Origin of the sequence: Alistipes provencensis, assembly GCF_900083545.1 — a bacterium.
Taxonomy (GTDB): domain Bacteria; phylum Bacteroidota; class Bacteroidia; order Bacteroidales; family Rikenellaceae; genus Alistipes; species Alistipes provencensis.
This window is the reverse complement of the sequence record NZ_LT559262.1, coordinates 2,881,899-2,907,822: the sequence shown is the minus strand read 5'-3', so window position 1 is coordinate 2,907,822 and position 25,924 is coordinate 2,881,899. Positions and strand designations below refer to the sequence as shown.

Below are 25,924 nucleotides of genomic sequence, written 5' to 3'. Positions count from 1 at the left end.
ATTATGAAAATACAACGGAGAATCACGCTGGGCATCGGCATCCTCTTCGCCATGATCCTGCTGCTGGGCATCCAGTCCGTCAGCTATGTGCGGCAACTGTCGCAGGCGACGGGAACCATCCTCGCCGACAACTACAATTCGCTGCAGTATGCGGGCGGCATGCTGCAATCGCTCAACAACATCGGCGAAGATTCCGTTTCGCGGCACATCCTGCGCGAGAACCTCGCCCTGCAGCAGCAGAACATCACCGAGATCAGCGAGCGTGAGAGCACCTCGGCGCTCTCACGCCACATCGCCTCGCTGAGCGATCCCGTGACCGAGGCCGAAATCCGGACCGTGCGGCAGGACCTCTTCCGCATCATGGAACTCAACATGGCGGCCATCCGTGCCAAGAGCTCGGCCGTCGAGCAGCGTGCCGACTATGTCATGTGGTGGCTGATCGTCGTGGCGGGGCTCTGCGCCGTGATCGCCGGGGCCATCCTCGTCTGGTTCCCGCGGCTGGTGCTGCGGCCGATCGACGCCCTGAAACGGGGCATCACCGAGATCGCCAACCACAACTACGAACAGCGGCTCGACTTCCCGGGCAACCGCGAATTCGAATCCGTCGCCGAGTCGTTCAACGACATGGCCGCCAAATTGGACGAATACCGCCGCAGTTCGCTCGACGACCTGATGGCGGCTAAAAAACGGATCGAAGCGATCGTCGACACGCTCCACGAGCCGATCGTGGGGCTGGACCCCGACCGCCGCATCCTCTTCATGAACCGCGAGGCGCTCTCGGTGCTGAATCTTCCGCGGGAGGTAGTGGGGCGCAACGCCACCGAAGTAGCCCTCTCGAACGACCTGCTGCGGCGGCTGATCCGCGGACTCTGCGAGAAGAAAGAGGACCCCGAACCGCTGAAAATTTATGCCGACAACAAGGAGAGCTATTTTCAGGTGGAGAACACGCCGCTCTTCATCACCCCCGTGGGCGGCAGCGAACGGCAGTTCGTGGGCAACCTGATCGTGCTGAACAACATCACCCGCTTCAAGGAGCTTGATTCGGCCAAGACCAACTTCATCTCGACCGTCTCGCACGAGATGAAAACCCCGATTTCCTCGATCCTGATGAGCCTGCAACTGCTGGGCGACGCCCGTCTGGGCGAGCTCAACGGCGAACAGAAACAGCTCGTGGAGAGCATCAAGGAGAGCAGCGACCGCCTGCTGTCGATCACCGGCGAATTGCTGAATATGACCCAGATCGAGACCGGCAAACTTAAACTGATACCTAAGGTAACCAAGCCTATCGAATTGATAAACTACGCCGTAAAGGCGACGCAGGTATTGGCCGACCGGTTCTGCTGCTTCGTCGAGGTGGACTACCCCGAGAAGATCTCGAAACTCTTCGTCGACAACGAGAAGATCGCGTGGGTCATCACCAACCTGCTGTCGAACGCCATTCACCACTCGCCCGAGAAATCGCGCATCATCATCGGCGCCGTGCAACGCGAAAAGGCTGTGGAGATCTATGTGCGCGACTTCGGCCGCGGCATCGACCCGCGTTACCATACGAGTATCTTCGAACGCTATTTCCGCGTTCCCGGAACCAAAGTTCAGGGCAGCGGGCTGGGGCTGGCCATCTCGAAGGAGTTCGTCGAGGCCCACGGCGGCACGATCTCGGTCGAAAGCGAGATAGGCAAGGGGAGTTGCTTCTCGATTCTGCTCCCGGCCTGACACAAAAGAAGCCGCCGGAATTCCGGCGGCTTCTTCATTCAGAGTTCGACGACCTCCCCGATGACGGGACGCAGGACGGTGGGCGGCTCATGCCCGGCCATCGCCGCGGCGGTCTTCAGCGGCTCGTCCCACGGATGCAGCGCCAGCGCGTATTTCGAGTGGTGGACCGTCAGCACTCTCCGGGCCCCCAGATCGGCCGCGGCCCGCGGCAACTGATCGGGCAGCGTGTGGATATAGCGCCAGTCGGCATTGTACTGCCCGTTTTCGAGAATCGCAAGGTCGATTTCCGGGAACCGCTGCCCGATCTGCGCGAAATGACTGCCGTAACCGCCGTCGCCGCCGATGTAGATAGTCTGCGAAGGGGTCTCCAACAGGTAGGAGGCCCACAGCGACTTGTTGGGATTCAGTCCCCGGCCCGAAAAATGGCGCGAAGTCAGGCAGAAGACCCGGAATCCTTCCACGGGGCTGGCATCCTCGTCCCAATCCAGTTCGACGATCCGCTCCGGGGCGAATCCCCAGCGCTCGAAATGTTCGCCGACGCCCAGCGGACAGACGACCTTTCCGATGCGGTCCTTCAGTTCGCGGACCGTGCGGTAGTCAAGGTGGTCCCAATGGTCGTGGCTGATGACGAGCAGGTCGATCGCGGGCATATCCTCCGGGCGGTAGAGGTCGCTGCCCTTAAAAGCCTTGTTCAGGAACGCCAGCGGAGCGGCGCTCCGGAAAACCGGGTCGACGAGTATCCGCCGTCCGCCCGAAAGGATCAGGTAGGAGGAGTGGCCGAACCAGACCAGTTGGTCCTGCGCGGGATCGAGTGACAGCAGGTCGGTTCTGACGGCCGGAACGGGCTCCGCGGGGCGCAGGTCGTCCGTCGAACGGAACAGGAATCCCAGCATGGTCCGCACACGCCCCCGGTCGGAGGTGAACTGCGGGGTGCGTTCGCGGTTGCGGAACTGCCCGTCGCGGTAATTGGGCGAACGTTCGATCCGCGCCAGCCGCTCACCGCGGGGCAGCCGCCCGAACGAAGGCTGGTTGATGAACAGCACGACCGCAGCGGCCAGCAGGCAGACGATTCCGAGGAGTATGAGCATGACACGTTTTGTTTTTCGGCAGGACATTCGTAAAGGCGTTTTAATCAGCGTACAAATATAAACCCGTTTTTCCGGCCTTTTGGTATACGGATTACGGATTTTGTTACCGGAATTACCGTTCGGACCATCTTTTATACAACAAAAACAGGCATTTCGGCACCATATTCGCCCAATTTGTGTTCGGATGGAAAGCAGATTGACAAAAAAATCCTAATTTTGCACCTTAATACCGGACATCCATACCAGGCAATCAATACATAGATGTCAAGCAATGAAAATATCCCGTGATACAATCAGGCAGCAGGCGGTCCTGACAGGCCGCCGCACGCTGAAACTGGGCAGAGAGGCCGGCAGCAAGGTCCGCCGCTTCTCCCGACGCACTTGGATCATCATCGCCGCAGTTGCCGTCGTGACGACCGGAGGAGTGTGGTGGTGGCTGCGTCCCGAACCCGCAAAACCCGTCTGGCCCGTGGTCGAAGTCGAACCCGTCCAGACCGACGATATCGAACTCTACGGCGAATACGTCGGACGCATCCGCGCCCAGCAGTTCGTCGAGATCCGCGCCCGCGTCGAGGGCTTCCTCGAAAAGATGATGTTCGAAGAGGGTACCTATGTCCGCAAAGGGCAGCCCCTGTTCATCATCGACCCCAAGCTCTATCAGGCGCGCGCCAACAAGGCCAAGGCCCAGTTGAACAAGGACAAGGCCATGGCCCTCAAGGCCGAGCGCGACCTGAAGCGCATCCGTCCGCTCTACGAGCAGAACGCCGCGAGCCAGTTGGACCTCGACAACGCCATCGCCTCCTACGAGAGCGCCACGGCAGCCGTTGCTATGAGCGAGGCCGACCTCACGCAGACCGAAACGGCCCTGAGCTACACCACCGTCAGCTCGCCGCTCTCGGGCTACATCTCCGAGCGCAGCGTCGACATCGGCACGCTCGTGGGTCCCAACGGCAAATCGCTGCTGGCGACGGTGGTCAAGAGCGACACCGTGCGCGTGGATTTCAGCATGACGGGTCTCGACTACCTCAAAAGCAAGGCCCGCAACGTCAATCTGGGCCAGAAGGACTCCACCCGCAAGTGGGACCCCTACATCACCATCACGCTGGCCGACAACACGCAGTATCCGCTGCGCGGACTGGTGGATTTCGCCGACCCGCAGGTCGATCCCGAAACGGGAACCTTCTCCGTGCGGGCCGAGATGGCCAACCCCGACCGCATCCTGCTGCCGGGGCAGATCACCAAAGTACGCCTGCTGTTGGACGTGCGCGAGAACGCCACGGTCGTCCCGACCAAGTCCGTCGTCATCGAGAAGGGTGGCGCCTATGTCTTCGTCATCCGGCCCGACAGCATCGCCGAGCGCCGCATGATCGAACTCGGCCCCGAGGTCAACAACCGCGTGATCGTCGAGCGGGGCGTCGTTCCCGGCGAGAAAATCGTTGTGGAGGGCTTCCACAAACTCACCCACGGAGACAAGGTGGACCCCGTACCCGCCCCGGAAAAGGGCCCTGTAACCGAGACGGAGACGTCTGAAAAATAACGAGCCATGAAATCGGATTTCTTTATCGACCGGCCCGTCTTCTCGACCGTTCTCTCCATCGTCATTGTCATCGTCGGCCTGCTGGGACTGGTGTTGCTGCCCGTGGACCAGTATCCTCAGATCGTGCCCCCGGTGGTGAAGGTCTCGGCATCGTATCCCGGTGCCAGCGCCCAGACCGTGACGCAGGCCGTCGCCACACCCATCGAGCAGGAGCTCAACGGTACGCCCGGCATGCTCTACATGGAGTCGACGAGCAGCAACTCGGGCGGTTTCTCCGCCACGATCACCTTCGACATCTCAACGGATGCTGATCTGGCGGCCGTCGAGATCCAGAACCGCGTGAAGCAGGCCGAGGCGCGCCTCCCGGCCGAAGTCATACAGAACGGCATCTCGGTCCAGAAGCAGGCTTCGAGCCGCCTGATGACCATCACGCTGCTGTCGAACGACCCCAAGTTCGACGAAATCTACCTTTCGAACTACGCCACGCTCAACGTGCTGGACATGCTGCGCCGCGTGAAGGGCGTCGGCAGCGTTTCGAACGTCGGCAGCCGCTACTACGCCATGCAGGTCTGGGTGCAGCCCGACCGGCTGGCCAACCTCGGACTGACGGTTCAGGACCTGCAGAAGGCCCTCAAGGATCAGAACCGCGAATCGGCGGCGGGCGTACTGGGCCAGCAGCCCATTTCGGGACTCGACGTCACCATCCCGATCACCGCCCGCGGACGCCTTTCGTCGGTGCGCGAATTCGAGGAGATCGTCGTCCGCGCCAACCCCGACGGATCGCTCATCCGTCTGCGCGATGTGGCCCGCATCTCGCTCGAAGCCTCGTCGTACAGCACCGAGAGCGGCATCAACGGCGGCAACGCAGCCGTGATGAACATCAACATGCTGCCGGGCGCCAACGCCATGGAGGTGGCGCGTTCGGTGCGCGAAACGATGGAGGAGATCAGCCGCAGTTTCCCCGAGGGCATCTCTTATAAAATACCGTTCGACATGACCTCCTACATCTCGCAGTCGATCAAGGAGGTCTACCACACGCTGTTCGAAGCGCTGCTGCTGGTGATCCTCGTGGTCTTCCTCTCGCTGCAGAACTGGCGCGCGACGCTGATCCCGACCATCGCCGTGCCGATCTCGCTCATCGGAACGTTCGGCGTGATGCTGGCCTTCGGCTTCTCGCTCAACATGATGACCCTGCTGGGACTGATCCTCGCCATCGGCATCGTCGTGGACGACGCCATCGTGGTCGTCGAGGCCGTAGAACGCACGATGGACGAGGAGGGCCTCTCGCCCTACGAAGCCACCAAGAAGGCCATGAGCGGACTGGGCAGCGCCATCATCGCCACGTCGCTGGTGCTGTGCGCCGTGTTCGTCCCCGTGAGCTTCCTCTCGGGCATCACCGGCCAGCTCTACCGCCAGTTCACCATCACCATCGCCGTCTCGGTGCTGATCTCGACGTTCGTGGCCCTGACGCTTTCGCCGGCCCTCTGCGCCCTGATTCTGCGTCCCGATTCGGGGCGGAAGAAAAACCGCCTGTTCCGCCGCATCAACATCTGGCTGGCCAACGGCAACAAGTTCTACGAACGGATGATCCGCGGCGGCGTGCGCCACTCGAAACGCATGCTGGCGCTGTTCGGGCTGACGCTCGTGGCGCTGTGGGTGCTCAACCGGGTCGTACCCCAGAGCTTCATGCCGCAGGAGGACCAAGGTTATTTCACCGTCGAGCTGGAACTTCCTGAGGGAGCCACGCTCGAACGCACGCGCCGCGTGACAGACCGCGCCATGGAGTACCTGATGTCGCTCGAAGATGTGGAATATGTGCTCAACGTCACCGGATCGAGCCCCCGCGTGGGCACCAACCAGTCGCGCAGCCAGTTGACGGTGATCCTCAAGCCGTGGGAAGAACGCAAGACCTCGGACATCCGCGAACTGATGAACGGCATCCGCGAGGAGATGCGCCGCTATCCCGAAAGCAAGGTCTACCTCTCGACGCCGCCCGTCATTCCGGGACTGGGCGCCTCGGGCGGTTTCGAACTGGTGCTCGAGGCCCGCGGAAACGCCTCATACAGCGACCTGCAGCACGCCGTCGACACGCTGCTGCACTATGCTTCGAAGCGCAAGGAGCTGACGGGCCTTTCAGCGTCGATGCAGAACGACATCCCGCAGCTCTATTTCGACGTGGACCGCGACAAGGCCCAGATGCTGGGCGTGCCGATGGCCGACATCTTCTCGACGATGAAGACCTTCACCGGGTCGGTCTATGTCAACGACTTCAACCTGTTCAACCGCATCTACCGCGTCTACATCCAGGCCGAAGCCCCGTACCGGGCCCAGCGGGAGAATCTGGGGCTCTTCTTCGTGCGGGGCGCCGACAAGGCGATGATTCCCATCACGGCCCTCGGCACGACCTCCTACACCACGGGGCCGGGCACCATCCGGCGCTTCAACATGTTCAACTCGGCGACCATCTCGGGCGAGGCGGCCCAAGGGTACAGTTCGGGACAGGCCATGGCCATCCTCGAACAGATCGCCCGCCGCCACCTGCCGCAGTCGATCGGCGTCGAGTGGAGCGGCCTTTCCTATCAGGAGAAGCACGTCAGCGGCCAGACGGGTTATGTGCTGGCGCTGGCTTTCCTCTTCGTCTTCCTGTTCCTCGCGGCGCAGTACGAAAGCTGGCTGATCCCCATTGCGGTGATTCTCTCACTGCCGATCGCCGGTATCGGCGCCTATCTGGGCAACTGGGCCTGCGGGCTGGAGAACAACATCTACTTCCAGATCGGACTGGTGATGCTTGTGGGTCTGGTGGCCAAGAACGCCATCCTGATCGTCGAGTTCGCCAAGGACGAGGTCGAAAAGGGCCGCGACATCCTCACGGCCGTCATCATGGCCGCGCACCTGCGTTTCCGGCCCATCGTCATGACCTCGCTGGCCTTCATCCTCGGCATGCTGCCGCTGGTCTTCGCCAGCGGTCCCGGGTCGGCCAGCCGGCAGGGCATCGGCACGGGCGTCTTCTTCGGCATGCTGGTGGCCATCACCGTCGGCATCGTCTTCGTACCGCTGTTCTTCGTCTGGGTGTATAAAGCGAAAGAAAAATGGACTACACGATGAAACGAAGCAACTTATATATCCTCGGGGCCCTGCTGCTGACGGCGGCGAGCGGCTGCTCCGTGCAGAAGAAATGCCCGGCCCCCGAACTGAATCTCCCGGCCCAGATCGTCGCCGGACGCAGCGACTCGCTGACCATCGGCGATCTGGCGTGGTGGGAGGTCTACACCGACACGACGCTCTGCCGGCTGATCGGCCGCACGCTCGACCGCAACCGCAACATGCAGTCCGCCGAAGCGCGCATCCGCCAGTTGGAGGAGCTCTACCGCGTGAGCAAGGCGGCACGGCTTCCGTCGCTCGGCGGGCTGGTGCTGGCCGACAACGAGACCAACGACTATTACGGCGAGAAATCGACGAGCGACGCCGAATTCAGCGTCAAGGCGACCCTGAGCTGGGAGGCCGACCTGTGGGGCAGCCTGCGGTGGGCCAAGCGGAAAGGGGCGGCGGAGTACCTCGCCTCGGTCGAGGCGGCGCGGGCCTTGCAGATGACGCTCATCGCCGAGGTCGCCACGGCCTATTTCGAACTGACGGCCTTGGATCACGAACTGGACGTAGTGCGCCGCACGGTGGAGACCCGCGAGGAGAGCATGCGGCAGGCCCGGCTGCGTTTCGAAGGCGGCCTGACCTCCGAGACGGCCTACCAGCAGGCGAAAGTCGAGCTGGCGAGCGCCTCGGCGCTGATCCCCGACCTCGAACTGAAGATCGCCCAGAAGGAGAACCAGATATCGGTGCTCGCGGGAGGCTATCCCGCCCGCGTGGCGCGCAGCAAGATGAACATGAACGTCACGATGCCCGACTCGCTGGCCGTGGGACTGCCCTCGACACTGTTGCAGCGCCGTCCCGACGTGCGGCAGTCGGAGCAGAACCTCAAGGCGGCGATGGCCGCCGCCGGAATGGCCTATGCCGACCGGTTCCCGCGGCTGACGATCTCGCTGACGGGCGGACTCGAGAACGACGCCCTCAAAGGGCTCATCGAATCGCCGTTCTCCTATGCCGTCGGCAATCTCACGACGCCGCTCTTCGCCTTCGGGTCGAAACGGGCGAAATACCGCGCGGCGCTGGCGGCCTACGATCAGGCCCGGCTGGCCTATGAGCAGAAGGTGCTGGAGGTATTCCGGGAGGTCAACGATGCCGTGGTGGCCTACCGCAACATGCGCCGGACCGCCGAACTGAAATTCAACCTCAAGGAGGCAGCCCGGCAGTATGTCGTGCTGGCCAAGTTGCAGTACATAAACGGGGTGATCCGCTACATCGACGTACTCGACGCCCAGCGGAAATTCTTCGACGCACAGGTCGAGGAGAGCAAGGCTGTGCGCAACGAGCATCTGGCGCTGGTCGGGCTCTACAAGGCCCTCGGCGGCGGATGGGAGACCCCGGAGCACGAAAAGAAAGGCTGACCTTCAGGTCAGCCTTTTTTCTTCCCCATTTTGGCCCGGATACGGCTCAACGACTGCGGAGTGATCCAGAGGTAGGAGGCGATATGCTTCAGCGGCACGACCTGCAGCAGTTCGGGGCTCTCGGCCATCAGCGCCCGATAACGTTCCTCGGCCCGCGAAATACCTCCGCCGCCGAGCAGCCAGTTTTCCAATGCGAGGAACTGCTCCTCGAAGATCCACCGCCCGAAATTGGCCGCCCCGACCGACGAGGCGAAAAACTCCTCCAGATCGGCCTTGGAGATGCCGTAAAGTTCGGCATCGCACATCGCCTCGATGGTGATTTTCGAAGCCTCGTTGCCGACATATCCCCACGTCGAAAAGAGCGCTTCACCCTCGCCCGCGAACCACACCGAGACATCCACGCCGTCGTTACAGTAACGGCCCAGCCAGATGCCGCGGCTCACGACGTAGAAATCGGAGTTGCGCTCGCCCTCGCGGACCACGCATTCGCCTTTGCGGAATGCCCGCCGCTCCATTTTGCCCACGAGCCGCTGGCAGTCTGCCGCGGGAAGATTGTACTTCCGGCTGAATTTTTCGATAAATGCCTCCATGCCTTACAAGGTTTGAGGTGGTAAAGATAGTGCAAATCGAGAGCAGCAGCAAATTTATCGGGCCGCCACAAGCCGCCTCGTCCGATAGTAGATCGCCATGACGACCCCGAATGTCAGTACCTCGGCCAGCGGCACGGCCAGCCAGATGCCCCGTACATCCAGCAGCAGGGGCAGCCCGAAGAAGCAGGCCACCATGAAGGCAAACCCGCGCAGGACGGTGACGAGCATGGCCGGACGCGCCCGCTCGACACTCTGGAAATAGCTGATCGCCACGATGTTCACGGCAAAGAAGACAAATCCCGACGCGAACAGCGGCAGTCCCCGGACGGCAATGTCGTAAGCGGGGTAGGCGCTGTCGATGAACATTGCCACGATCTGACGGCTGAAAAGCGCCGTCACGCCGAAAAAGGCCAGTCCCAGCACCACGGCCGTCATCAGCGCCAGCCGGAACGTCTTGCGCACACGCACGCCGTTGCCTGCACCGAAATTGTAGCTCAGGATCGGCTGGGCCGACTGCCCGATGGCGTTGTAGACCATGAAAATGATCGGGAAGAAGTAGCAGGCGATGCTGAACGCCGCCACGCCGTCCTCGCCCAGATGGCGGATAAAGACGTAGTTTCCGGCAAACATCATCGTCGCAATGGCCCCCTCGCACAGGAAAGTCGAAAGGCCCAGACGGCACATATATCCCACATTGCGCCCAGTCAGGCGCATGCTTTTACGGCTCAGTTTCACCCGTTCGAAGCGCACGACCCGCCGGCGGTCGCCGAGGTAGACGAGGATCATCGCGGCGCCCACGATATAGCCCAGACTCGTGGCCAGCGCGGCGCCCATCATCCCCCAACCGAAGATGAAGATGAAAACATAGTCCAGCGCGATGTTGATGACCGCCGGAACGGCATTGCAGAGCATCGCGTAGTTGGGCGACCCGTCGAGACGGATGAAGAACATCCCCGAGCTGAGCAGGGCGCTGAAGGGCAGGAACGGCGCGAACCAGTGCATGTACTCCACGGCCAGCGGCAGCAGACGCTCCGAGCTGCCCAGCAGCCGGGCCACCCCGGGAGCATACCAAGTGATGAGGAAGCTGTATGCCGCCAGCAGCAGCGACGAAACCACCACGGCCTGCGTCACGTTGATGCGTGCGACCTTGACCTTCCCCTGCGAAAGGTGGATCGAGGCCACGACCGAGGCCCCGACGCCGAACATCAGCCCGACGCCCGTGCTGATGAGGAACAGCGGGGCGGTGATGTTGACCGCGGCCAAGGCATCACTGCCGATGCCGCGGCCCACGAAAATCCCGTCCGTGATGACGAACACGGCCGAGAAAACCATCCCCAGTACGGTGGGGATCAGCAATTTCCGGAACAATTTCGGAATATCCATGCTGCCGAAATCGATACTGTCTTTCATAACTCCTGTTTTTTGGACTGCAAAGATAGGGTCTTCCGGCCGGGCAAAAGTTATCATTTGGTAAAAAAAGCCCCTCCGATTTTCCGGAGGGGCCTTGTGTGCGGCGTCAGAGCGTTCCCTGTTTGAGCTGCTCGACGAACCGGTCGATACGGCGCAACTGCTGGGGAATTTTGATCGACTGCGGGCAATGCGACACGCACTGGTCGCAGCCGATGCAACGGCTCGCCTGCCGGAGTTTCGGAACCGAGCGGTCGTAACCGACGAGGAACGCCCGGCGGGCCTCCCGGTAAGCCGGGTCCTGCCGGTCCTTGGGGACATTGCCCTCGTTCACACAGCGGTTGTAGTGGGCGAAGATCGCCGGAATATCCAGCCCGTAGGGGCAGGGCATGCAGTACTGACACTCGGTGCAGGGCACGGTGGGGTATTTCAGCATCACCTGCGCCGTATCCTCCAGCAGTTCGTACTCCGCAGGCGCCAGCTCCTCGAGCGGCGAATAGGTGCGGATGTTGTCCTGCAGGTGCTCCATGTAGGTCATGCCGCTCAGCACGGTCAGCACCCCGGGGTAGGAACCCGCGAAGCGGAACGCCCACGAAGCGGCGCTCTGCGTCGGCCGCCGCTCCTTGAGACGCCCGACCAGATGGTCGTTCAACCGCGACAGCCGGCCGCCCAACAGCGGCTCCATAATCACGGCCGGAATACCGCGCTCCTCCAGCTCGCCGTAGAGGTATTCGGCATTGACGTTGCGCCCCGAAGCGTGCTTCCAGTCGACGTAGTTCATCTGTATCTGCACGAAATCCCACTTGGCCTCGCCACTGTCGTGCATCGCCAGCAGATGGTCGAAGACCTTCTGGTCGCCGTGGAACGACCATCCGAGGTTGCGGATGCGCCCCGCCTCGCGCTCGCGCTGCAGGAAGTCGAGCACGCCGTTGTCGATGAAGCGTTCGTCGAACGTCTCGACACCCTTGCCGCCGCCCACCGAGTGCAGCAGGTAGTAGTCGAGGTAATCGACCTGCAGGTCGGCCAGCGACTGGCGGTACATGGCCAGCGAATTCTCGCGCGTGAAGTTCGAGAAATTGGACATCTTCGTCGCAACGAAGAACCTGTCGCGCGGATGCCGTTTGAGGGCTATGCCCGTCGATTTCTCGGAAAAACCCTGAATGTAGACAGGCGCCGTGTCGAAATAGTTGACCCCGTGGGCAATGGCATAGTCGACCAACTCGTTGACAGCCTCCTGATCGATCGGATTGCCGTCGGCCGCAGGCGTCCCGAGCAAGGGCCAGCGCATGCAGCCGTAGCCCAGCAGCGACACCCGGTCGCCGGTCGCGGGCGTCGTGCGGAAAGTCATCTTATCCGTCGGAACCTCGCCGACGGCGGCGGTCGCCGTCCCCTGTCCCCGCTTTCCGCATCCGTAAAGTCCCGCGGTCGTCGCGGCGGCCCCGACTCCGAGGACCTTCAGAAACTCGCGGCGGTCTATCTTTTTCTTCTCCATCTCTTCCGTTTTTCAAATGATTCGCTGACGCTGGTGACCTTCGACATAGATCGCGCTGAACGGACGTGCCGGGCAGAGGTTCTCGCAGGCCCCGCAGCCGATACAGCGCTCCTCGTTCACGGCCGGGATGCGCGGCGATTTCGGGTCGCCGGGATCGCGGGGAACCATCTTGATCGCCCCCGTGGGACAATGCCGCGCACAGTTGTTGCAGGTCACACCGTCGGTGTTGACCACGCAGTTGTCGGCGATCCACACCGCATGGCCCACCTGCGTCGCCGATTTCTCCGCGAAGTCCGCAAGGCGGATAGCATCCGTGGGGCACACCTCGGCACACCGGGCGCACTCCGGACGACAGTAGCCGCGCTCGTACGACATCTCGGGTTTCATCAGCATAGACAACCGCCCCGAAGGACGCAGCACCTGATTCGGACAGACCGACACGCACAACTGGCACGAGGTGCAGTGCGCCGTGAAGTGGCGCGTATTCTGCGCTCCCGGGGGCAGGATCGGCACGGCACGGTTCGGGATTTTCTTCTCCCCGATCACGGCCAGCCCGCCGTCGACCTTCTTCTCCTGCGCACGCAGGGCGGTGTAGGCGAAAAGCCCCACCACGCCGAAAAACCGGCGCCGCGAAACGTCGGTCCGGCGAGCATCAGCTTGGGAAGCTGATGCTCGTTCGGGGCGCCGCATCGTATAGGTGATGGCTCCCTGACGGCAGGATTCGAGGCAGTCCATGCAGGCCACGCAACGGCTGTAATCGATCGTATGGTTCGCCGGGTCGATGCACGACGCCTTGCAGTTGCGGGAGCAGAGCTTGCAGCCGTTGCATTTCGAAACGTCGAAGCGCGGCTTGAAGAGCGAATAACGCGAAATCGCCCCCAGCACCGTTCCCACCGGACAGACCGTGTTGCACCATGTGCGCCCGCTGCGCCAAGCGAGAACCGCCAGCGCCACGAACGTCACGACGGCGATGAGGAACATCCCGAGGCTTTTGACCCACACCTCCACCGAATAGAACGCGTAGCTGTCCATGCGTTCGGCCGCCCACGCCAATCCGTTGTTGCACCACGCATAAACCGGCGCGAAAAGGTTCGAAGCGATGCGGCCGTAGGCGCTGTACGGGGCGATCAGCCACCCGACGCCCGCCAGCATCGCCATGATGAACGCCGCGAGCATCGTCCGGCGCAGCCATGTGAGCGCCGGGGAGTAGCTGAAACGGTAGCGGTGCTTCTTACGCCGCCCGGCGAACCACGATACGACGTCCTGCATCACCCCCAGCGGGCAGATGACCGAACAGTAGACCCGTCCGAAAAGCAGGGTCAACACCACCAACAAGAGCACCACGCCGACATTCACAGCCAGCAGGGCGGGCAGGAACTGGATTTTCGCCATCCACCCGAACCACGCATGGAGAGTCCCCGTAAAGTCGAGGAACAGCAGCGTGATCAGTACGAAGAAGAGGAGCGCCGCAGCGATCCGGATTTTTCGCAGCATTTTTATTTAAGTTTGTTACACAGTCCTTTTTACGCCCGAAGGCCCAGTTCGTAAGCCTCCTGCATCGCGGGCGAGGATTTGATCTCGCCGACGTGCCAAGCCCCGACACCGTAGACCACACCTCGCTCCGTGGGACCCTCGAGGCAGTCGAGGAAACCGCGGAAGCACTCCACCGTGCGCTCCATCATCGGGATGCTCTCCTCGGCGGCCGTCAGGATGAAATAGAACTCCTTGTCGGTCATCTCGGTATAGCGGGCGCAGCAGCGGTCGATCAGCGTCTTCATCTGGCCGCACACCGTATAGAAATAGACCGGCGAGGCCATCACGATCACATCCGCGGCGACCATCTTCGCCAGCACTCCGGCCGCATCGTCCTGCTGCGGGCAGGGATGCTCGCCGTTGTAACAGCGGTTGCACCCCGTGCAATAGTTGATTTTCAGGTCTTTGAGAAACACCTTCTCGACCTCGAGACCCGCCTCGCGGGCTCCCTCCATGAAACGGTCGCACAGCAGGTCGGAATTTCCGCCGCGGCGCGGGCTGGAGGAGAGTATCAAAACTTTCTTTGCCATAATTTCTAATGCAGATTACTCAGCCATTCAACGACTTCCGGATCGCGGTGATCCAGAAAACTGCTTTCGGGACGGTCCAGCGTGGCGATTGCCGCCATGTCGTCGTCGTCCAGTTCGAAACCGAAAACGTCGAAATTCTCGGCAATGCGCTCCTTGTGCACCGACTTGGGGATGCAGACCACGTCGCGCTGAATCAGCCAGCGCAGGACGACCTGCGCCACCGTCTTGCCGTATTTGGCGGCTATTTTCAGCAACAGCTCATTCGCGAACAGCCCGTTCTTACCCTCGGCGAACGGCGCCCACGACTCGATCTGCACGCCCTTCGAGCGCATGAACTCCCCGGCGGCGGTCTGCTGGTGGAAAGGATGCGTCTCGACCTGATTGACCGCCGGCGTGACCTCGTTGTGCAGGATCAGGTCCTGAAGGCGGTCGGGATAGAAATTCGACACGCCGATGGCCCGGATGCGGCCCTCCTTGTAAAGTTCCTCCATGGCGCGCCACGAACCGTAGACGTCGCCGAACGGCTGGTGGATCAGGTAGAGGTCCAGATAGTTCAAGCCCAACTTTAACATAGACTCCTCAAACGCCTTTTTAGCAGCATCATAGCCCGCATCGCTGATCCACAGTTTCGTGGTGATGAACAGCTCCTCGCGGGGGATGCCGCTGCGACGGATCGCGCGGCCCACAGCCTCCTCGTTCTCATAGGCCGCAGCGGTGTCGATCGAGCGGTAACCCGCCGTCAGGGCGTCGTAAACGGCCTGCTCGCAGACCTCGGGGTCCGAAATCTGGTAGACGCCGAAGCCGAGGATCGGCATTTCGACGCCGTTATTCAATTTCACATATTTCATAACTTTCAATTTTTATTTTTCGGGTAATGCTGCGCAGGTATGACGCCCGTCCCGAGCGCCGCATCGAGCGTCGCCCGGAATGCGGCGTAGCCCTGCGAAGCGACGTTCGACGCCAAGATGCACGTCAGCCGCGCCCGGGCACTTCGCCGAGCGCAAAGTTATCAAAAATTTCAAATAATTCGGGGTTCTTTTCCCCATCTGCCGGTATTCCTTCGGAAAAGACCGAACGGAAAGGGGGGGGGCGTTGCAACGGTATACTTTCATCGGTTCGTGCGGGTTTGGTTTCACGATGCAAAATTAGGGCGGTCCGTGCAATAAATCCGTACCCGGATTACGGTTCGGCATACCAATTTTACACATTCAGGGCCAGCCCTATGCCTGACAGCAAAGAACCGGCCCCAGAGCGAACAAACCGACTATTACCTACACAGCCCCGCGCCCCTGATTGGCAACCGCCTCCATCAGTTTGGCGATTTCGGCGGGGTCGCCCAGAAAATAGTCCTTCACATAGCCCAGCCCCTCGTCGAACTCGAAGACATAGGGCACGGCCGTCGGGAGGTTGAACTCCGAAACAGCCTCGTCGGAAATGCCTTTCAGACTCTTGATGATACCGCGCAGGCTGTTGCCGTGGGCCACGACCAGCACCTGATCGTAACGGGCCAGCGCCGGCAGTATCTCGCACTCCCAGTAGGGCATCGTGCGGGCCACGGTGTCCTTGAGCGACTCGGTGCGGGGCAGTTCGGCGTCGGGAATCCCGGCATAACGGGGATCGAAGCGCGGATTGCGCGGGTCGTCCTCGGCCAAAGGCGCGGGGGCCACGTCGTAACTGCGGCGCCAGACGTGCACCTGCTCGTCGCCGTATTTCTCGGCCGTCTCGCGCTTGTTCAGCCCTTGGAGCATGCCGTAATGCTTCTCGTTGAGCCGCCACGTCTTGGTCACCGGAATCCAGTCCTGATCCATCTTGTCGAGCACGGCGTCGAGGGTCTTCACGGCCCGTTTCAGATAAGAGGTATAGGCGCATCCGAAACAAAAGCCCTCCTTGCGCAGCGTCTCTCCGGCTTTCACGGCCTCGGCGACGCCCTTCTCGCTCAAATCCACGTCGGTCCACCCCGTGAACCGGTTCTCCTTATTCCATACGCTCTCGCCGTGGCGGAGCAAAACGATCTTTTTCATAGCTATTTTGCAACTGCGTTTTCGGGTTCGGCGCGCACCTCGTTGACCAGCTCGCGGCAGTCCGCGAAATCGCTGATATTCTGCATTGTCGTGTGCGCTATATTATCCAATGCCTCACGCGTGAAGAACCCCTGATGCGAGGTGACGATCACGTTGTTGAACGACAAGAGGCGCGCCAGCACGTCGTCGTCCATGATGCGGTCCGAGGTATCCTCGTAGAAATAGGCGGCCTCCTCCTCGTAGACATCCAGTCCCGCGGCTCCGATCTTCTTCTCCTTCAGGCCGTCGATCAGCGCCTCGGTGTGGATCAACTGGCCGCGGCCCGTGTTGATGAGAATGACGCCGGGTTTCATGTGCGAAATGGCCACGTCGCCGATCATGTAGCGCGTCTGGTCGGTCAGGGGGCAGTGCAGCGAAATGATGTCCGCACGGCTGTAAAGCTCGTCGAGCGACACATAGGCGATGCCCGCCTCGGCGGCGTACTTCCGGTCGGGGTAGAGGTCGTTGGCCACGATCTCCATGCCGAAGCCCTTGAGGATGCGGATCAGCTCGCGGGCGATCTTGCCCGTGCCGACGATGCCGGCGGTCTTGCCGTACATGTCGAATCCCAGCAGGCCGTGGAGCGAGAAATTGCCGTCGCGCGTTCGCCAGTAGGCGCGGTGGACCTTGCGGTTGAGCGCCAGCATCAGCGCCACGGCATGTTCGGCCACGGCGTGCGGCGAGTAAGCCGGGACCCGGACCACGGGAATGCCGCAGCGGGCCGCGGCGTTCAGGTCGACGTTGTTGAAACCCGCACAGCGCAGCGCAATCAGTTTCACGCCCAGATCGGCCAACTGGCGGATGGTCTCGGCGTCGGCCGTGTCGTTGACGAAGATGCAGACCGCGTCGGAACCCTTGGCGAGCGCCACGTTATTGGCGTTCAGGTGGCTGCGGTGGTAGCATATGTCGAATCCGTAAGCGTCGCGGATGCGCTCGAAAGACTCCTTGTCGTAAGGTTGTGTTCCGAAAAGCGTTATTTTCATGCGATTAAACGTATTTATGCAATCGTCACCTCGTCGTCGAGATAAACGTCCTGAATGGCGTGCAGCAGTGCGATTCCCTCCTTCATCGGGCGCTGGAAAGCCTTGCGGCCGCTGATAAGGCCCATGCCGCCGGCGCGCTTGTTGATGACGGCCGTCGTGACGGCCTCCTTCAGGTCGGACTCCCCGTGCGACTCGCCGCCCGAGTTGATAAGCCCCACGCGGCCCATGTAGCCGTTGGCCACCTGATAGCGGCAAAGGTCGATGGGGTGGTCGGAGGTCAGCTCCGTGTAGACCTTGTCGCTGGTCTTGCCGAACCCGACGGCCCGGAACCCGCCGTTGTTCGACGGGAGTTTCTGCTTCACGATGTCGGCCTTGATCGTCACGCCCAGATGGTCGGCCTGCCCCGTCAGGTCGGCCGAAGCGTGGTAGTCGACACCCTCCTTTTTGAAACCCTCGTTGCGCAGGTAGCACCACAGGATCGTCGCCATGCCCAGTCCGTGGGCCTCGTCGAAGGCGCGGGCGATCTCGACCAACTGCCGGCGGCTCTGCTCCGAGCCGAAATAGATCGTCGCCCCCACGGCGGCGGCGCCCATGTTCCAGGCCTCCCTCACGTTTCCGAACATCACCTGGTCATAGGTGTTGGGGTAGGAGAGCAGCTCGTTGTGGTTGATTTTGACGATGAACGGAATCTTGTGCGCATATTTCCGTGCCACGGACCCGAGTACGCCGAAAGTCGAAGCCACGGCGTTGCAGCCGCCCTCGAGGGCCAGTCTGACGATGTTCTCCGGATCGAAATAGGCGGGATTCGGGGCGAACGAGGCCCCCGCGGAGTGCTCGATGCCCTGATCCACAGGCAGGATCGAGACATAGCCCGTGCCGCCCAGACGGCCGTTGGCGAGAATCCACTGGAGATTGCCCAGCGTGCGGATGTTGCGGTCGGAATCCGTCCAGATGCGGTCCACGGTGTCGGGACCCGGCAGGTACAACGACTTCTTGTCGATGGTACGGCATACATGGGAGAGGTAGTAGCCGGCCTGCTCCCCGAGAATTTCAACAGTCTTGCTCATAATCAGACGCGTTTTAAGGATTTATATCTTACTTGCAAATCCGGTTCCAAATACAATACGATCCTTGCCGCCGCAAGTTTCATCCCCGGCAGGTTATTTCCGCGTGTTGCGGTACTCGGTGGGCGACTCCCCGGTGCGCTTCTTGAAAAAGCGCCCCAGATACGACTGGTCGGGAAACCGGAGCCGGTAGGCGATCTCCTGTACCGAAAGGTCGGTGGACTGGAGCATCATCTTGATCTCGAGGATCACCGCACGGTCGATGAACTCCTTGGCCGAGCTCCTCGCCACGCTCCGCACGATGGTCGAGAGGTAACGGGTCGAGATGCAGAGCTTGTCGGCATAGAACGAAACCTCGCGCTCCTGCGAACAATGCTCGTGCACGAGGGCCACGAAACGCTGGAAAAGGTCGGTCTGCCGCGTGGTGATCTCGGGTGTCCGCGGCTGCCGCGCGGCGAAGCGCTGCATCTTGTCGTAACTCTCCAGCAGCACGTTCTGCAGGCGGTTCTTGATGATCGTGTTCCGGAACACGTTGCTCCGGTCGCGGTAGGTGTAGGCCGCCATCTGGAACCAGATCGCAGCCCCCTCGACGATCCGCGTCGGCGGGTAGGAGATCGGGCGCTCGCGCAGGGCGCGGAAGAACGAAGGGTCCAAGCGGAACGCCGCCTCGGAGAAGAGGTCGCGCGAAAAAGCGCAGAAGGTCACCCGGAAATCCTCCGTGCGGTCGGTGAGCATCAGCACCGAGCCCGGCAGCAGCAGCACCATCGTATTGCGCCGCACCTCGCCCTGATACTGATTGACCGAAGCCTCGGCACGGCCGCTGCGGCAAAACAGGAACGCTCCGCCTTCGATCCGGCACGCGTAGTTGCTGAAGAAGGCGAAATCGGACTCTCCGACGACGAATTGTTCTTCCGGGGTGGTGATTATCGGATTTACTTGAGCCATAGTTATTTCTTTTTTCGAACAAAAATAGTGAATTATTCGATAAAACTCCCATTTTTGTTCCGAAAAGTCCCAAAACTGTTCGCAATATAAGGCACATCATCACCGTTTTTAAGATACTTTTGCACCTGAAAAAGTTTTTTAGTATATAAAGTTAAGGAAAAGTTATGAAGCAAACATTTGTGAAGGCTGCCTTAGTGGCCTACTGCATGGCAGCCGTCGCCTGTGGGCAGGCGCCTACGGCAATGGGACCCGGCGAATACGCCGTGATGACCGTCGCCACCACCGACCGCGAGATCCCGAGCAACTACTCGGCGACCATCCGCGGACGTCAGGACATCGCAATCTATCCGCAGGTTTCGGGCACGATCTCGGAACTCTGCGTTAACGAGGGCCAGCAGGTATCGAAAGGCCAGACCCTTTTCATCATCGATCAGGTGCCCTACAAGGCAGCCCTGCAGACTGCCGAAGCCAACGTCGAGGCCGCCAAGGCCGGCGTAGCCACGGCACAGCTCACCTACGACAGCAAAAAGGAACTCTTTGCCAAGAACGTCGTTTCGCAGTACGACCTGTCGACGGCCAACAACACCCTGCTGACGGCCAAGGCACAGCTCGCACAGGCCGAAGCCCAGCGCGTGAACGCCGCCAACAACCTCTCCTATACGGTCGTGAAGGCTCCGGCCAACGGCGTGGTCGGCACGCTGCCGTACCGTGTCGGCGCACTGGTGAGCGCTTCGATTCCGCAGCCGCTGACCACCGTGTCGGACAATTCGGAGATGTACGTCTACTTCTCGATGAACGAGAACCAACTGCTGGGTCTCACGCGCCAGTACGGTTCGATCGCCGAGACGCTCAAGAGCATGCCGGCCGTACAATTGCAGCTCAGCGACGGCTCAATCTACGATCAGGCGGGCCGCGTGGAGTCGATCAGCGGCGTCATCGACACCTCGACGGGCAGCGTGTCGCTGCGCGCGGCGTTCCCCAACCCCAACGGACTGCTGCACAGCGGCGGTGCCGGCAACGTCATCCTGCCGAGCATCTACAAGGATTGCATCGCCGTTCCGCAGGCCGCAACGTTCGAACTTCAGGACAAAGTCTATGTATATAAGGTAGTGGACGGCAAGGCCGTTTCGTCGATGATCGACGTCGAGAAGATCTCCAACGGCCGCGAATACATCGCACGCACGGGTCTCGTACCGGGCGACGTGATCGTAGCCGAAGGCGTAGGTCTGCTGCGCGAAGGCACGCCCATCCGTATCAAGGGTCAGGCCGCAGCCGAAGCCGCCGCTCCCGCAACCGATGAGGCTGCCGCCCAGTCCCAAACCGAAAAAGAGGAATAACCTATGACACTCAAGCATTTTATCGAACGACCCGTACTGGCGTCGGTCATATCAATCGTAATCGTAATCGCCGGTCTGATCGGTCTTGCGACGCTGCCCGTGGAGCAGTATCCGGACATCGCACCCCCGACGGTTATGGTGCGCGCCTCGTATCCGGGCGCCAGCGCCGAGACGATTCAGAAGTCGGTCATCGTACCGCTCGAGCAGGCCATCAACGGTGTGGAGGACATGACCTACATGACCTCCAGCGCAGCCGTCGGAAGCGCCTCCGTAACGGTCTATTTCCGTCAGGGCATCAACGCCGACATGGCGGCCGTCAACGTGCAGAACAAGGTATCGCGCGCCACCGGCCAGCTTCCCTCCGAAGTTACGCAGATCGGTATCATGACCATGAAGCGTCAGACCTCCATGGTGAAGATCTTCTCGCTCTACAGCCCCGACGACTCTTACGACGAGACCTTCCTGTCGAACTACTCGAAGATCAACATCGAGCCGCGTATCCAGCGTATCCACGGTGTCGGCGAGGTGTTCACCCTCGGCGCCGACTACTCGATGCGCGTCTGGCTGAAGCCCGACATCATGGCTCAGTACAAGCTCATTCCGTCGGACGTGACGGCAGCGCTGGCCGAACAGAACATCGAGTCGGCGACCGGTACGCTGGGTGAGAACTCCCAGAACACGTTCCAGTACACGATGAAATACCGCGGACGCCACCAGACGCCCGAAGAGTTCGGCGAGATCGTGATCTCGGCCAAGCCCGACGGTTCGGTCCTGCGCCTGAAAGATGTCGCCGACATCGAGCTGGGCAGCGAATCCTATGCTTACAAAGGCTATACGAACGGCCACCCGGGCGTCAGCACCATGATTTTCCAGACCGCCGGCTCGAACGCCACGCAGGTCGTGAACGACGTCAACGCACTGCTTGACGAGGTGCAGGCCGAACTGCCGAAAGGCGTCGCCGTCGCCCACCTGCAGAGTGTGAACGACTTCCTCTACGCCTCGATGAAAGAGGTGGTCAAGACCCTGTTCGAGGCTATCCTCCTCGTGATTCTAGTGGTCTACGTCTTCCTGCAGGACATCCGCTCGACGCTCATCCCCACGGCTTCGATCCTCGTGTCGCTGGTCGGTACGTTCGGCTTCCTCGCATTCGCCGGATTCTCGATCAACCTGCTGACCCTCTTCGCACTGGTTCTTGCGATCGGAACGGTCGTCGACGACGCCATTATCGTGGTGGAGGCTGTCCAAGCACGTTTCGACGTGGGATATAAGTCCTCTTTCATGGCCACCGTCGACGCCATGTCGGGTATCACCTCGGCTATCGTAACCTCGACGCTGGTCTTCATGGCCGTGTTCATCCCCGTCGCCATGATGGGCGGAACGTCGGGTGTGTTCTACACGCAGTTCGGTATCACGATGGCCGTGGCCGTGGGTATCTCGGCCGTCAACGCACTTACGCTGTCGCCGGCCCTCTGCGCCATGATTCTGAAGCCGTACCTCGACGAGAACGGCGAGATGCGCGACAACTTCGCAGCACGCTTCCGCAAGGCATTCAACACGTCGTTCAGCGCGCTGGTCAACAAGTACAAGCACGGCGTACTGCTCTTCATCAAGCACAAGTGGCTGATGTGGTCGACGCTCGGACTCGCCATGGCGGCGCTGGTGCTGCTGATGAACACCACCAAGACGGGTCTGGTTCCCGACGAGGACCAAGGTACGATCATGGTCAACGTCACCACGGCCCCGGGTTCCTCGCTCGCAGAGACCCACAAGGTCATGGAGCAGGTTTCGGCGCGCATCGACGGCATCCCGCAGATCCGCGACTACATGCAGGTGGCCGGTTACGGTATGATCGCCGGACAGGGTTCGTCGTACGGTATGGCCATCATCAAACTCAAGGACTGGGACGAGCGCCCGAAGAAGGAGGACGACGTGAACGCCGTTATCGGCCAGATTTACGGACGTACCGCCGATATCAAGGACGCACAGATCTTCGCCGTGGCACCGCCGATGATCTCGGGTTACGGTACCTCGACCGGTTTCTCCATGAACCTGCAGGACAAGGCCGGCGGCGAGCTGACCGACTTCTACAACGTCTACCTGCAATTCATCGGCGCACTGAACCAGCGTCCGGAGATCGCCCGCGCATACTCGACCTTCAACATCAACTTCCCGCAGTACATGGTGGACATCGACGCTGCGAAGGCCAAGCGTGCCGGCGTATCGCCGACCTCGATCCTCTCGACGCTGGCGGGCTACTACGGCGGCCAGTATGTCTCGAACATCAACCGTTTCTCGAAGATGTACTATGTGACGATGCAGGCCGACCCGAAATACCGTCTCGACACCGAGTCGCTGAACAACGTCTTCGTGCGCTCGAACAGCGGCGAGATGGCTCCCCTGAGCCAGTTCGTGAACCTGACGCGCGTCTACAGCTCCGAAGTGTTGAACCGCTTCAACATGTACAGCTCGATCGCCGTGAACGGTACGGCCGCCGACGGTTATTCGTCGGGTGACGCCATCAAGGCCATTCAGGAGGTCGCCGCACAGGTCCTGCCCAAGGGCTACGGCTACGAGTTCGACGGTATCACGCGTGAGGAGGCGCAGACGGGCAGCAACACGGTTATCATCTTCGGTATCTGTATCCTGCTGATCTACCTCATCCTGAGCGCCCTGTACGAGAGTTTCCTCATTCCGTTCGCCGTCATTCTGTCGGTACCGTGCGGTCTGATGGGCTCGTTCCTGCTGGCCAAGATGATGGGTATGGAAAACAACATCTATCTCCAGACGGGTATCATCATGCTGATCGGTCTGCTGTCGAAGACGGCCATTCTGATCACCGAGTACGCCGCCGACCGCCGCGCCGCAGGCATGAGCCTCACGCAGGCCGCCGTATCGGCTGCCAAGGCCCGTCTGCGTCCTATCCTGATGACCGTCCTTACCTGCGTGTTCGGTATGATCCCGCTGGTGCTCTCGCACGGCGTAGGCGCCAACGGTAACTCGACCCTCGGTGCAGGTGTCATCGGCGGTATGATCGTCGGAACGCTGGCGCTGCTGTTCCTCGTGCCGACGCTGTTCATCATCTTCCAGACGCTGCAGGAGAAGGTTAAACCCTTGGAATTCGACCCCGACCCCCAGTGGGCCGTGCGTGCCGAACTGGAAGAGTGTAAAAATGAGAAAGAGGAGTAACACATGAAAAAGATCCTGATAATATGCGCGGCAGCGGCGCTGACCGGCTGCGGCATCTATAAACCCTATACCCGTCCCGAGGTGACCACCGCAGGGCTCTACGGCACGGCGGAGACCGCCGACTCGACGACCTTGGGCGACATCCGCTGGCAGGAGATGTTCACCGATCCCCAGTTGCAAGCGCTGATCGCGCTGGCGCTGGAGAACAACACCGACCTGCAGTCGGCAGGCTGGCGCGTGAAGGAGGCCGAGGCGACGCTCAAATCGGCGCGTCTGGCTTATCTGCCGTCGTTCAACTTCGCTCCGCAGGGCAGCCTGAGCAGCTTCGACGGTTCCGCACCGTCGAAAAGCTTCTCGATTCCCGTGACGGCCAGTTGGCAGATCGACATCTTCAACGGCCTGACGAACGCCAAGCGCAAAGCCAAAGCGCTCTATCTCCAGAGCAAAGAGTACGAGCAGGCTGTAAAGACCCAGCTCATCTCGAGCGTGGCTAACCTCTACTACACGCTGCTGATGCTCGACAGCCAGTATGCGGTGACGGAGGAGACGGCGGCCAAGTGGCGTCAGAGCGTCGAGACGATGCGCGCCATGAAGGAGGCCGGTATGACCAACGAAGCCGGCGTGGCCCAGTACGAAGGCAATACGCTTTCGATCGAGGCATCGCTGCACGACATCGCATACCAGCGCACGCAGATCGAGAACTCGCTCTGCTCGCTGCTGGGCGAGGCTCCGCACACCATCGGCCGCGGCAGTCTCGACAACCAACAGTTGCCCGACGACCTGACGGTCGGCGTGCCCCTGCAAATGCTTTCGAACCGTCCCGACATCCGTTCGGCCGAGTACACGCTCATGCAGTCGTACTACGCCACGGCAAGCGCCCGTTCAGCCCTCTATCCGTCGATCACGCTGAGCGGTACGCTGGGCTGGGGCAACAACGTCGCCATCACCGATGCAGGCAAACTGATCTGGAATGCCGCCGGATCGCTGCTGCAACCGATCTTCAACGCCAACGCCAACCGTGCCCGCGTGAAGATCGCCAAAGCACAGCAGGAGGAGTCGAAGCTGGCGTTCCAGCAGGCGCTGCTCAACGCCGGCGCCGAGGTCAACAACGCCCTTGCGCAATGCCAGTCGGCCCGCGCCAAGACGGACCTCCGGGCCCGCCAGATCGCAGCCATGGAGCGTGCCGTGGAGTCGACCGAACTGCTGATGCAGCACGGTTCGACCACCTACCTCGAAGTGCTGACCGCCCAACAGTCGCTGCTCTCGGCACAGTTGTCGCAGATTTCCGACCGGTTCGACGAGATTCAGGGCGTCGTAAATCTTTATCAGGCCCTCGGCGGCGGCCGTGACATCACGGAGGAAAAATAATGGAAAGGGGAGCGACCAAAGAGGAGATCATCCGCGCCACGCGGGAACTCATCGCCCGGAACGGCATTCGTGCCGTCCGGGTCGATGAGATCGCGCAGACGCTGGGAATCTCGAAGCGCACCCTCTACGAAATGTTCACCGACAAGAACGATCTGGTAGGCGCCTGCCTCGACTACATGAGCCACCAGCAGCGGGAACGCATCGTCGCCTGCAGCAAGCGCCGCGGCGGCAATTCGCTGCAAAAGGTGCTCAAGCTGGTCAACGAGTACATGGACAACCTCTACACGGTGGACCCCCGTTTCCTGTCGGACATCCGCCACAAGGTCATCTTTGCCGAACATTACGACGAACACCGGGAATTCTGGCACCGGGAGATCACACGCTGTCTCGAAGCCTGCCGCGACGAAGAGCTTCTGCTTCCGGAGATCGACGCTCCGGCATTCGCAGACCGGCTGATGAACACGCTCTACGAACTGCGCCTGACGGGCACGGTCCGTGAGGAGCTCTACCTCTTCTGCCGCACCATTCTCCGCGGCGCGGCGACCCGGAAGGGCATCGAGCTGATCGACCGCAGATAGGCCGGGTTTCATCC

General features: G+C 61.2%; 19 protein-coding genes. 8 read left to right on the top strand and 11 right to left on the bottom strand.

Going from position 1 to position 25,924, the window contains the following annotated elements; all coding sequences use genetic code 11:
* Positions 1-3: 3 nt before the first annotated feature.
* Positions 4-1,713, top strand: coding sequence for a sensor histidine kinase (locus tag BN5935_RS11345; protein ID WP_064976180.1), 1,710 nt, complete (start codon positions 4-6; stop codon positions 1,711-1,713).
* A 38-nt stretch (positions 1,714-1,751) separates the two neighbouring features.
* On the opposite strand, the gene BN5935_RS11340 is transcribed toward BN5935_RS11345, so the two are convergent.
* Entirely contained in the window at positions 1,752-2,828 is a 1,077-nt protein-coding gene (locus BN5935_RS11340; RefSeq protein WP_064976179.1) for an MBL fold metallo-hydrolase, read from the bottom strand.
* 244 nt (positions 2,829-3,072) lie between these two features.
* Here BN5935_RS11340 and BN5935_RS11335 point away from each other — a divergent pair, with 244 nt between their 5' ends.
* The 3 genes from BN5935_RS11335 to BN5935_RS11325 are packed head-to-tail and all read left to right on the top strand — an operon-like array spanning position 3,073 to position 8,837.
* On the top strand, positions 3,073-4,338 hold the full coding sequence (locus tag BN5935_RS11335) for an efflux RND transporter periplasmic adaptor subunit (protein ID WP_147625817.1): 1,266 nt from the start codon (positions 3,073-3,075) through the stop codon (positions 4,336-4,338).
* Positions 4,339-4,344: 6 nt separating this feature from the next.
* Positions 4,345-7,443 (top strand): efflux RND transporter permease subunit, encoded by a 3,099-nt coding sequence (locus tag BN5935_RS11330; protein ID WP_064976178.1) that lies wholly within the window; start codon positions 4,345-4,347, stop codon positions 7,441-7,443.
* Positions 7,440-8,837 carry an efflux transporter outer membrane subunit gene (locus tag BN5935_RS11325; RefSeq protein ID WP_064976934.1) on the top strand — a complete coding sequence of 466 codons (1,398 nt, stop codon included), beginning with the start codon at positions 7,440-7,442 and terminating at the stop codon, positions 8,835-8,837. Before BN5935_RS11330 ends, BN5935_RS11325 begins: the two co-directional genes overlap by 4 nt.
* A gap of 8 nt (positions 8,838-8,845) precedes the next feature.
* Here the strand turns inward: BN5935_RS11325 and BN5935_RS11320 are convergent, their stop codons facing one another.
* The 10 genes from BN5935_RS11320 to BN5935_RS11275 all read right to left on the bottom strand — a co-directional run bounded on the left by BN5935_RS11320 (position 8,846) and on the right by BN5935_RS11275 (position 19,441).
* Positions 8,846-9,427 (bottom strand): Crp/Fnr family transcriptional regulator, encoded by a 582-nt coding sequence (locus tag BN5935_RS11320; protein WP_064976177.1) that lies wholly within the window; start codon positions 9,425-9,427, stop codon positions 8,846-8,848.
* 54 nt (positions 9,428-9,481) lie between these two features.
* A complete protein-coding gene (locus BN5935_RS11315; RefSeq protein ID WP_064976176.1) occupies positions 9,482-10,837 on the bottom strand; it encodes an MATE family efflux transporter in 1,356 nt (451 codons plus the stop codon).
* 106 nt (positions 10,838-10,943) lie between these two features.
* Positions 10,944-12,326, bottom strand: a complete 1,383-nt coding sequence (locus BN5935_RS11310) for an aldo/keto reductase (protein ID WP_064976175.1) — start codon at positions 12,324-12,326, stop codon at positions 10,944-10,946.
* A gap of 12 nt (positions 12,327-12,338) precedes the next feature.
* The gene (locus BN5935_RS11305; protein ID WP_064976174.1) at positions 12,339-13,820 is read right to left on the bottom strand and encodes a 4Fe-4S binding protein; all 1,482 of its coding nucleotides are present in this window, start codon (positions 13,818-13,820) and stop codon (positions 12,339-12,341) included.
* 29 nt (positions 13,821-13,849) lie between these two features.
* Positions 13,850-14,389: a flavodoxin family protein gene (locus tag BN5935_RS11300; protein WP_064976173.1), complete on the bottom strand. Its 540-nt coding sequence runs from the start codon at positions 14,387-14,389 to the stop codon at positions 13,850-13,852.
* Positions 14,390-14,394: 5 nt separating this feature from the next.
* Positions 14,395-15,237, bottom strand: coding sequence for an aldo/keto reductase (locus tag BN5935_RS11295; RefSeq protein WP_064976172.1), 843 nt, complete (start codon positions 15,235-15,237; stop codon positions 14,395-14,397).
* Positions 15,238-15,660: 423 nt separating this feature from the next.
* Positions 15,661-16,410 (bottom strand): 2,3-diphosphoglycerate-dependent phosphoglycerate mutase, encoded by a 750-nt coding sequence (gpmA, locus tag BN5935_RS11290; RefSeq protein WP_064976171.1) that lies wholly within the window; start codon positions 16,408-16,410, stop codon positions 15,661-15,663.
* Between the two features lie 2 nt (positions 16,411-16,412).
* Positions 16,413-17,432: a 2-hydroxyacid dehydrogenase gene (locus BN5935_RS11285; RefSeq protein ID WP_064976170.1), complete on the bottom strand. Its 1,020-nt coding sequence runs from the start codon at positions 17,430-17,432 to the stop codon at positions 16,413-16,415.
* A gap of 14 nt (positions 17,433-17,446) precedes the next feature.
* The gene (locus BN5935_RS11280) at positions 17,447-18,499 is read right to left on the bottom strand and encodes a class I fructose-bisphosphate aldolase (protein ID WP_064976169.1); all 1,053 of its coding nucleotides are present in this window, start codon (positions 18,497-18,499) and stop codon (positions 17,447-17,449) included.
* Between the two features lie 93 nt (positions 18,500-18,592).
* On the bottom strand, positions 18,593-19,441 hold the full coding sequence (locus BN5935_RS11275; protein WP_064976168.1) for a helix-turn-helix domain-containing protein: 849 nt from the start codon (positions 19,439-19,441) through the stop codon (positions 18,593-18,595).
* Between the two features lie 164 nt (positions 19,442-19,605).
* Between BN5935_RS11275 and BN5935_RS11270 the strand changes: the two genes are divergently transcribed.
* The 4 genes from BN5935_RS11270 to BN5935_RS11255 are packed head-to-tail and all read left to right on the top strand — an operon-like array spanning position 19,606 to position 25,910.
* Positions 19,606-20,778: an efflux RND transporter periplasmic adaptor subunit gene (locus tag BN5935_RS11270; protein ID WP_064976167.1), complete on the top strand. Its 1,173-nt coding sequence runs from the start codon at positions 19,606-19,608 to the stop codon at positions 20,776-20,778.
* A gap of 3 nt (positions 20,779-20,781) precedes the next feature.
* Positions 20,782-23,964, top strand: coding sequence for an efflux RND transporter permease subunit (locus BN5935_RS11265; protein WP_064976166.1), 3,183 nt, complete (start codon positions 20,782-20,784; stop codon positions 23,962-23,964).
* Positions 23,965-23,967: 3 nt separating this feature from the next.
* Positions 23,968-25,332: a TolC family protein gene (locus BN5935_RS11260; protein ID WP_064976165.1), complete on the top strand. Its 1,365-nt coding sequence runs from the start codon at positions 23,968-23,970 to the stop codon at positions 25,330-25,332.
* On the top strand, positions 25,332-25,910 hold the full coding sequence (locus BN5935_RS11255) for a TetR/AcrR family transcriptional regulator (RefSeq protein WP_064976164.1): 579 nt from the start codon (positions 25,332-25,334) through the stop codon (positions 25,908-25,910). Before BN5935_RS11260 ends, BN5935_RS11255 begins: the two co-directional genes overlap by 1 nt.
* The last annotated feature ends 14 nt before the right edge of the window (positions 25,911-25,924 follow it).

Bases quoted from the DNA above. Each gene is read 5' to 3' on its own strand.
- BN5935_RS11345 (WP_064976180.1), top strand. From the start codon at position 4: ATGAAAATACAACGGAGAATCACGCTGGGCATCGGCATCCTCTTCGCC.
- BN5935_RS11340 (WP_064976179.1), bottom strand. From the start codon at position 2,828: ATGTCCTGCCGAAAAACAAAACGTGTCATGCTCATACTCCTCGGAATC.
- BN5935_RS11335 (WP_147625817.1), top strand. From the start codon at position 3,073: ATGAAAATATCCCGTGATACAATCAGGCAGCAGGCGGTCCTGACAGGC.
- BN5935_RS11330 (WP_064976178.1), top strand. From the start codon at position 4,345: ATGAAATCGGATTTCTTTATCGACCGGCCCGTCTTCTCGACCGTTCTC.
- BN5935_RS11325 (WP_064976934.1), top strand. From the start codon at position 7,440: ATGAAACGAAGCAACTTATATATCCTCGGGGCCCTGCTGCTGACGGCG.
- BN5935_RS11320 (WP_064976177.1), bottom strand. From the start codon at position 9,427: ATGGAGGCATTTATCGAAAAATTCAGCCGGAAGTACAATCTTCCCGCG.
- BN5935_RS11315 (WP_064976176.1), bottom strand. From the start codon at position 10,837: ATGAAAGACAGTATCGATTTCGGCAGCATGGATATTCCGAAATTGTTC.
- BN5935_RS11310 (WP_064976175.1), bottom strand. From the start codon at position 12,326: ATGGAGAAGAAAAAGATAGACCGCCGCGAGTTTCTGAAGGTCCTCGGA.
- BN5935_RS11305 (WP_064976174.1), bottom strand. From the start codon at position 13,820: ATGCTGCGAAAAATCCGGATCGCTGCGGCGCTCCTCTTCTTCGTACTG.
- BN5935_RS11300 (WP_064976173.1), bottom strand. From the start codon at position 14,389: ATGGCAAAGAAAGTTTTGATACTCTCCTCCAGCCCGCGCCGCGGCGGA.
- BN5935_RS11295 (WP_064976172.1), bottom strand. From the start codon at position 15,237: ATGAAATATGTGAAATTGAATAACGGCGTCGAAATGCCGATCCTCGGC.
- gpmA (WP_064976171.1), bottom strand. From the start codon at position 16,410: ATGAAAAAGATCGTTTTGCTCCGCCACGGCGAGAGCGTATGGAATAAG.
- BN5935_RS11285 (WP_064976170.1), bottom strand. From the start codon at position 17,432: ATGAAAATAACGCTTTTCGGAACACAACCTTACGACAAGGAGTCTTTC.
- BN5935_RS11280 (WP_064976169.1), bottom strand. From the start codon at position 18,499: ATGAGCAAGACTGTTGAAATTCTCGGGGAGCAGGCCGGCTACTACCTC.
- BN5935_RS11275 (WP_064976168.1), bottom strand. From the start codon at position 19,441: ATGGCTCAAGTAAATCCGATAATCACCACCCCGGAAGAACAATTCGTC.
- BN5935_RS11270 (WP_064976167.1), top strand. From the start codon at position 19,606: ATGAAGCAAACATTTGTGAAGGCTGCCTTAGTGGCCTACTGCATGGCA.
- BN5935_RS11265 (WP_064976166.1), top strand. From the start codon at position 20,782: ATGACACTCAAGCATTTTATCGAACGACCCGTACTGGCGTCGGTCATA.
- BN5935_RS11260 (WP_064976165.1), top strand. From the start codon at position 23,968: ATGAAAAAGATCCTGATAATATGCGCGGCAGCGGCGCTGACCGGCTGC.
- BN5935_RS11255 (WP_064976164.1), top strand. From the start codon at position 25,332: ATGGAAAGGGGAGCGACCAAAGAGGAGATCATCCGCGCCACGCGGGAA.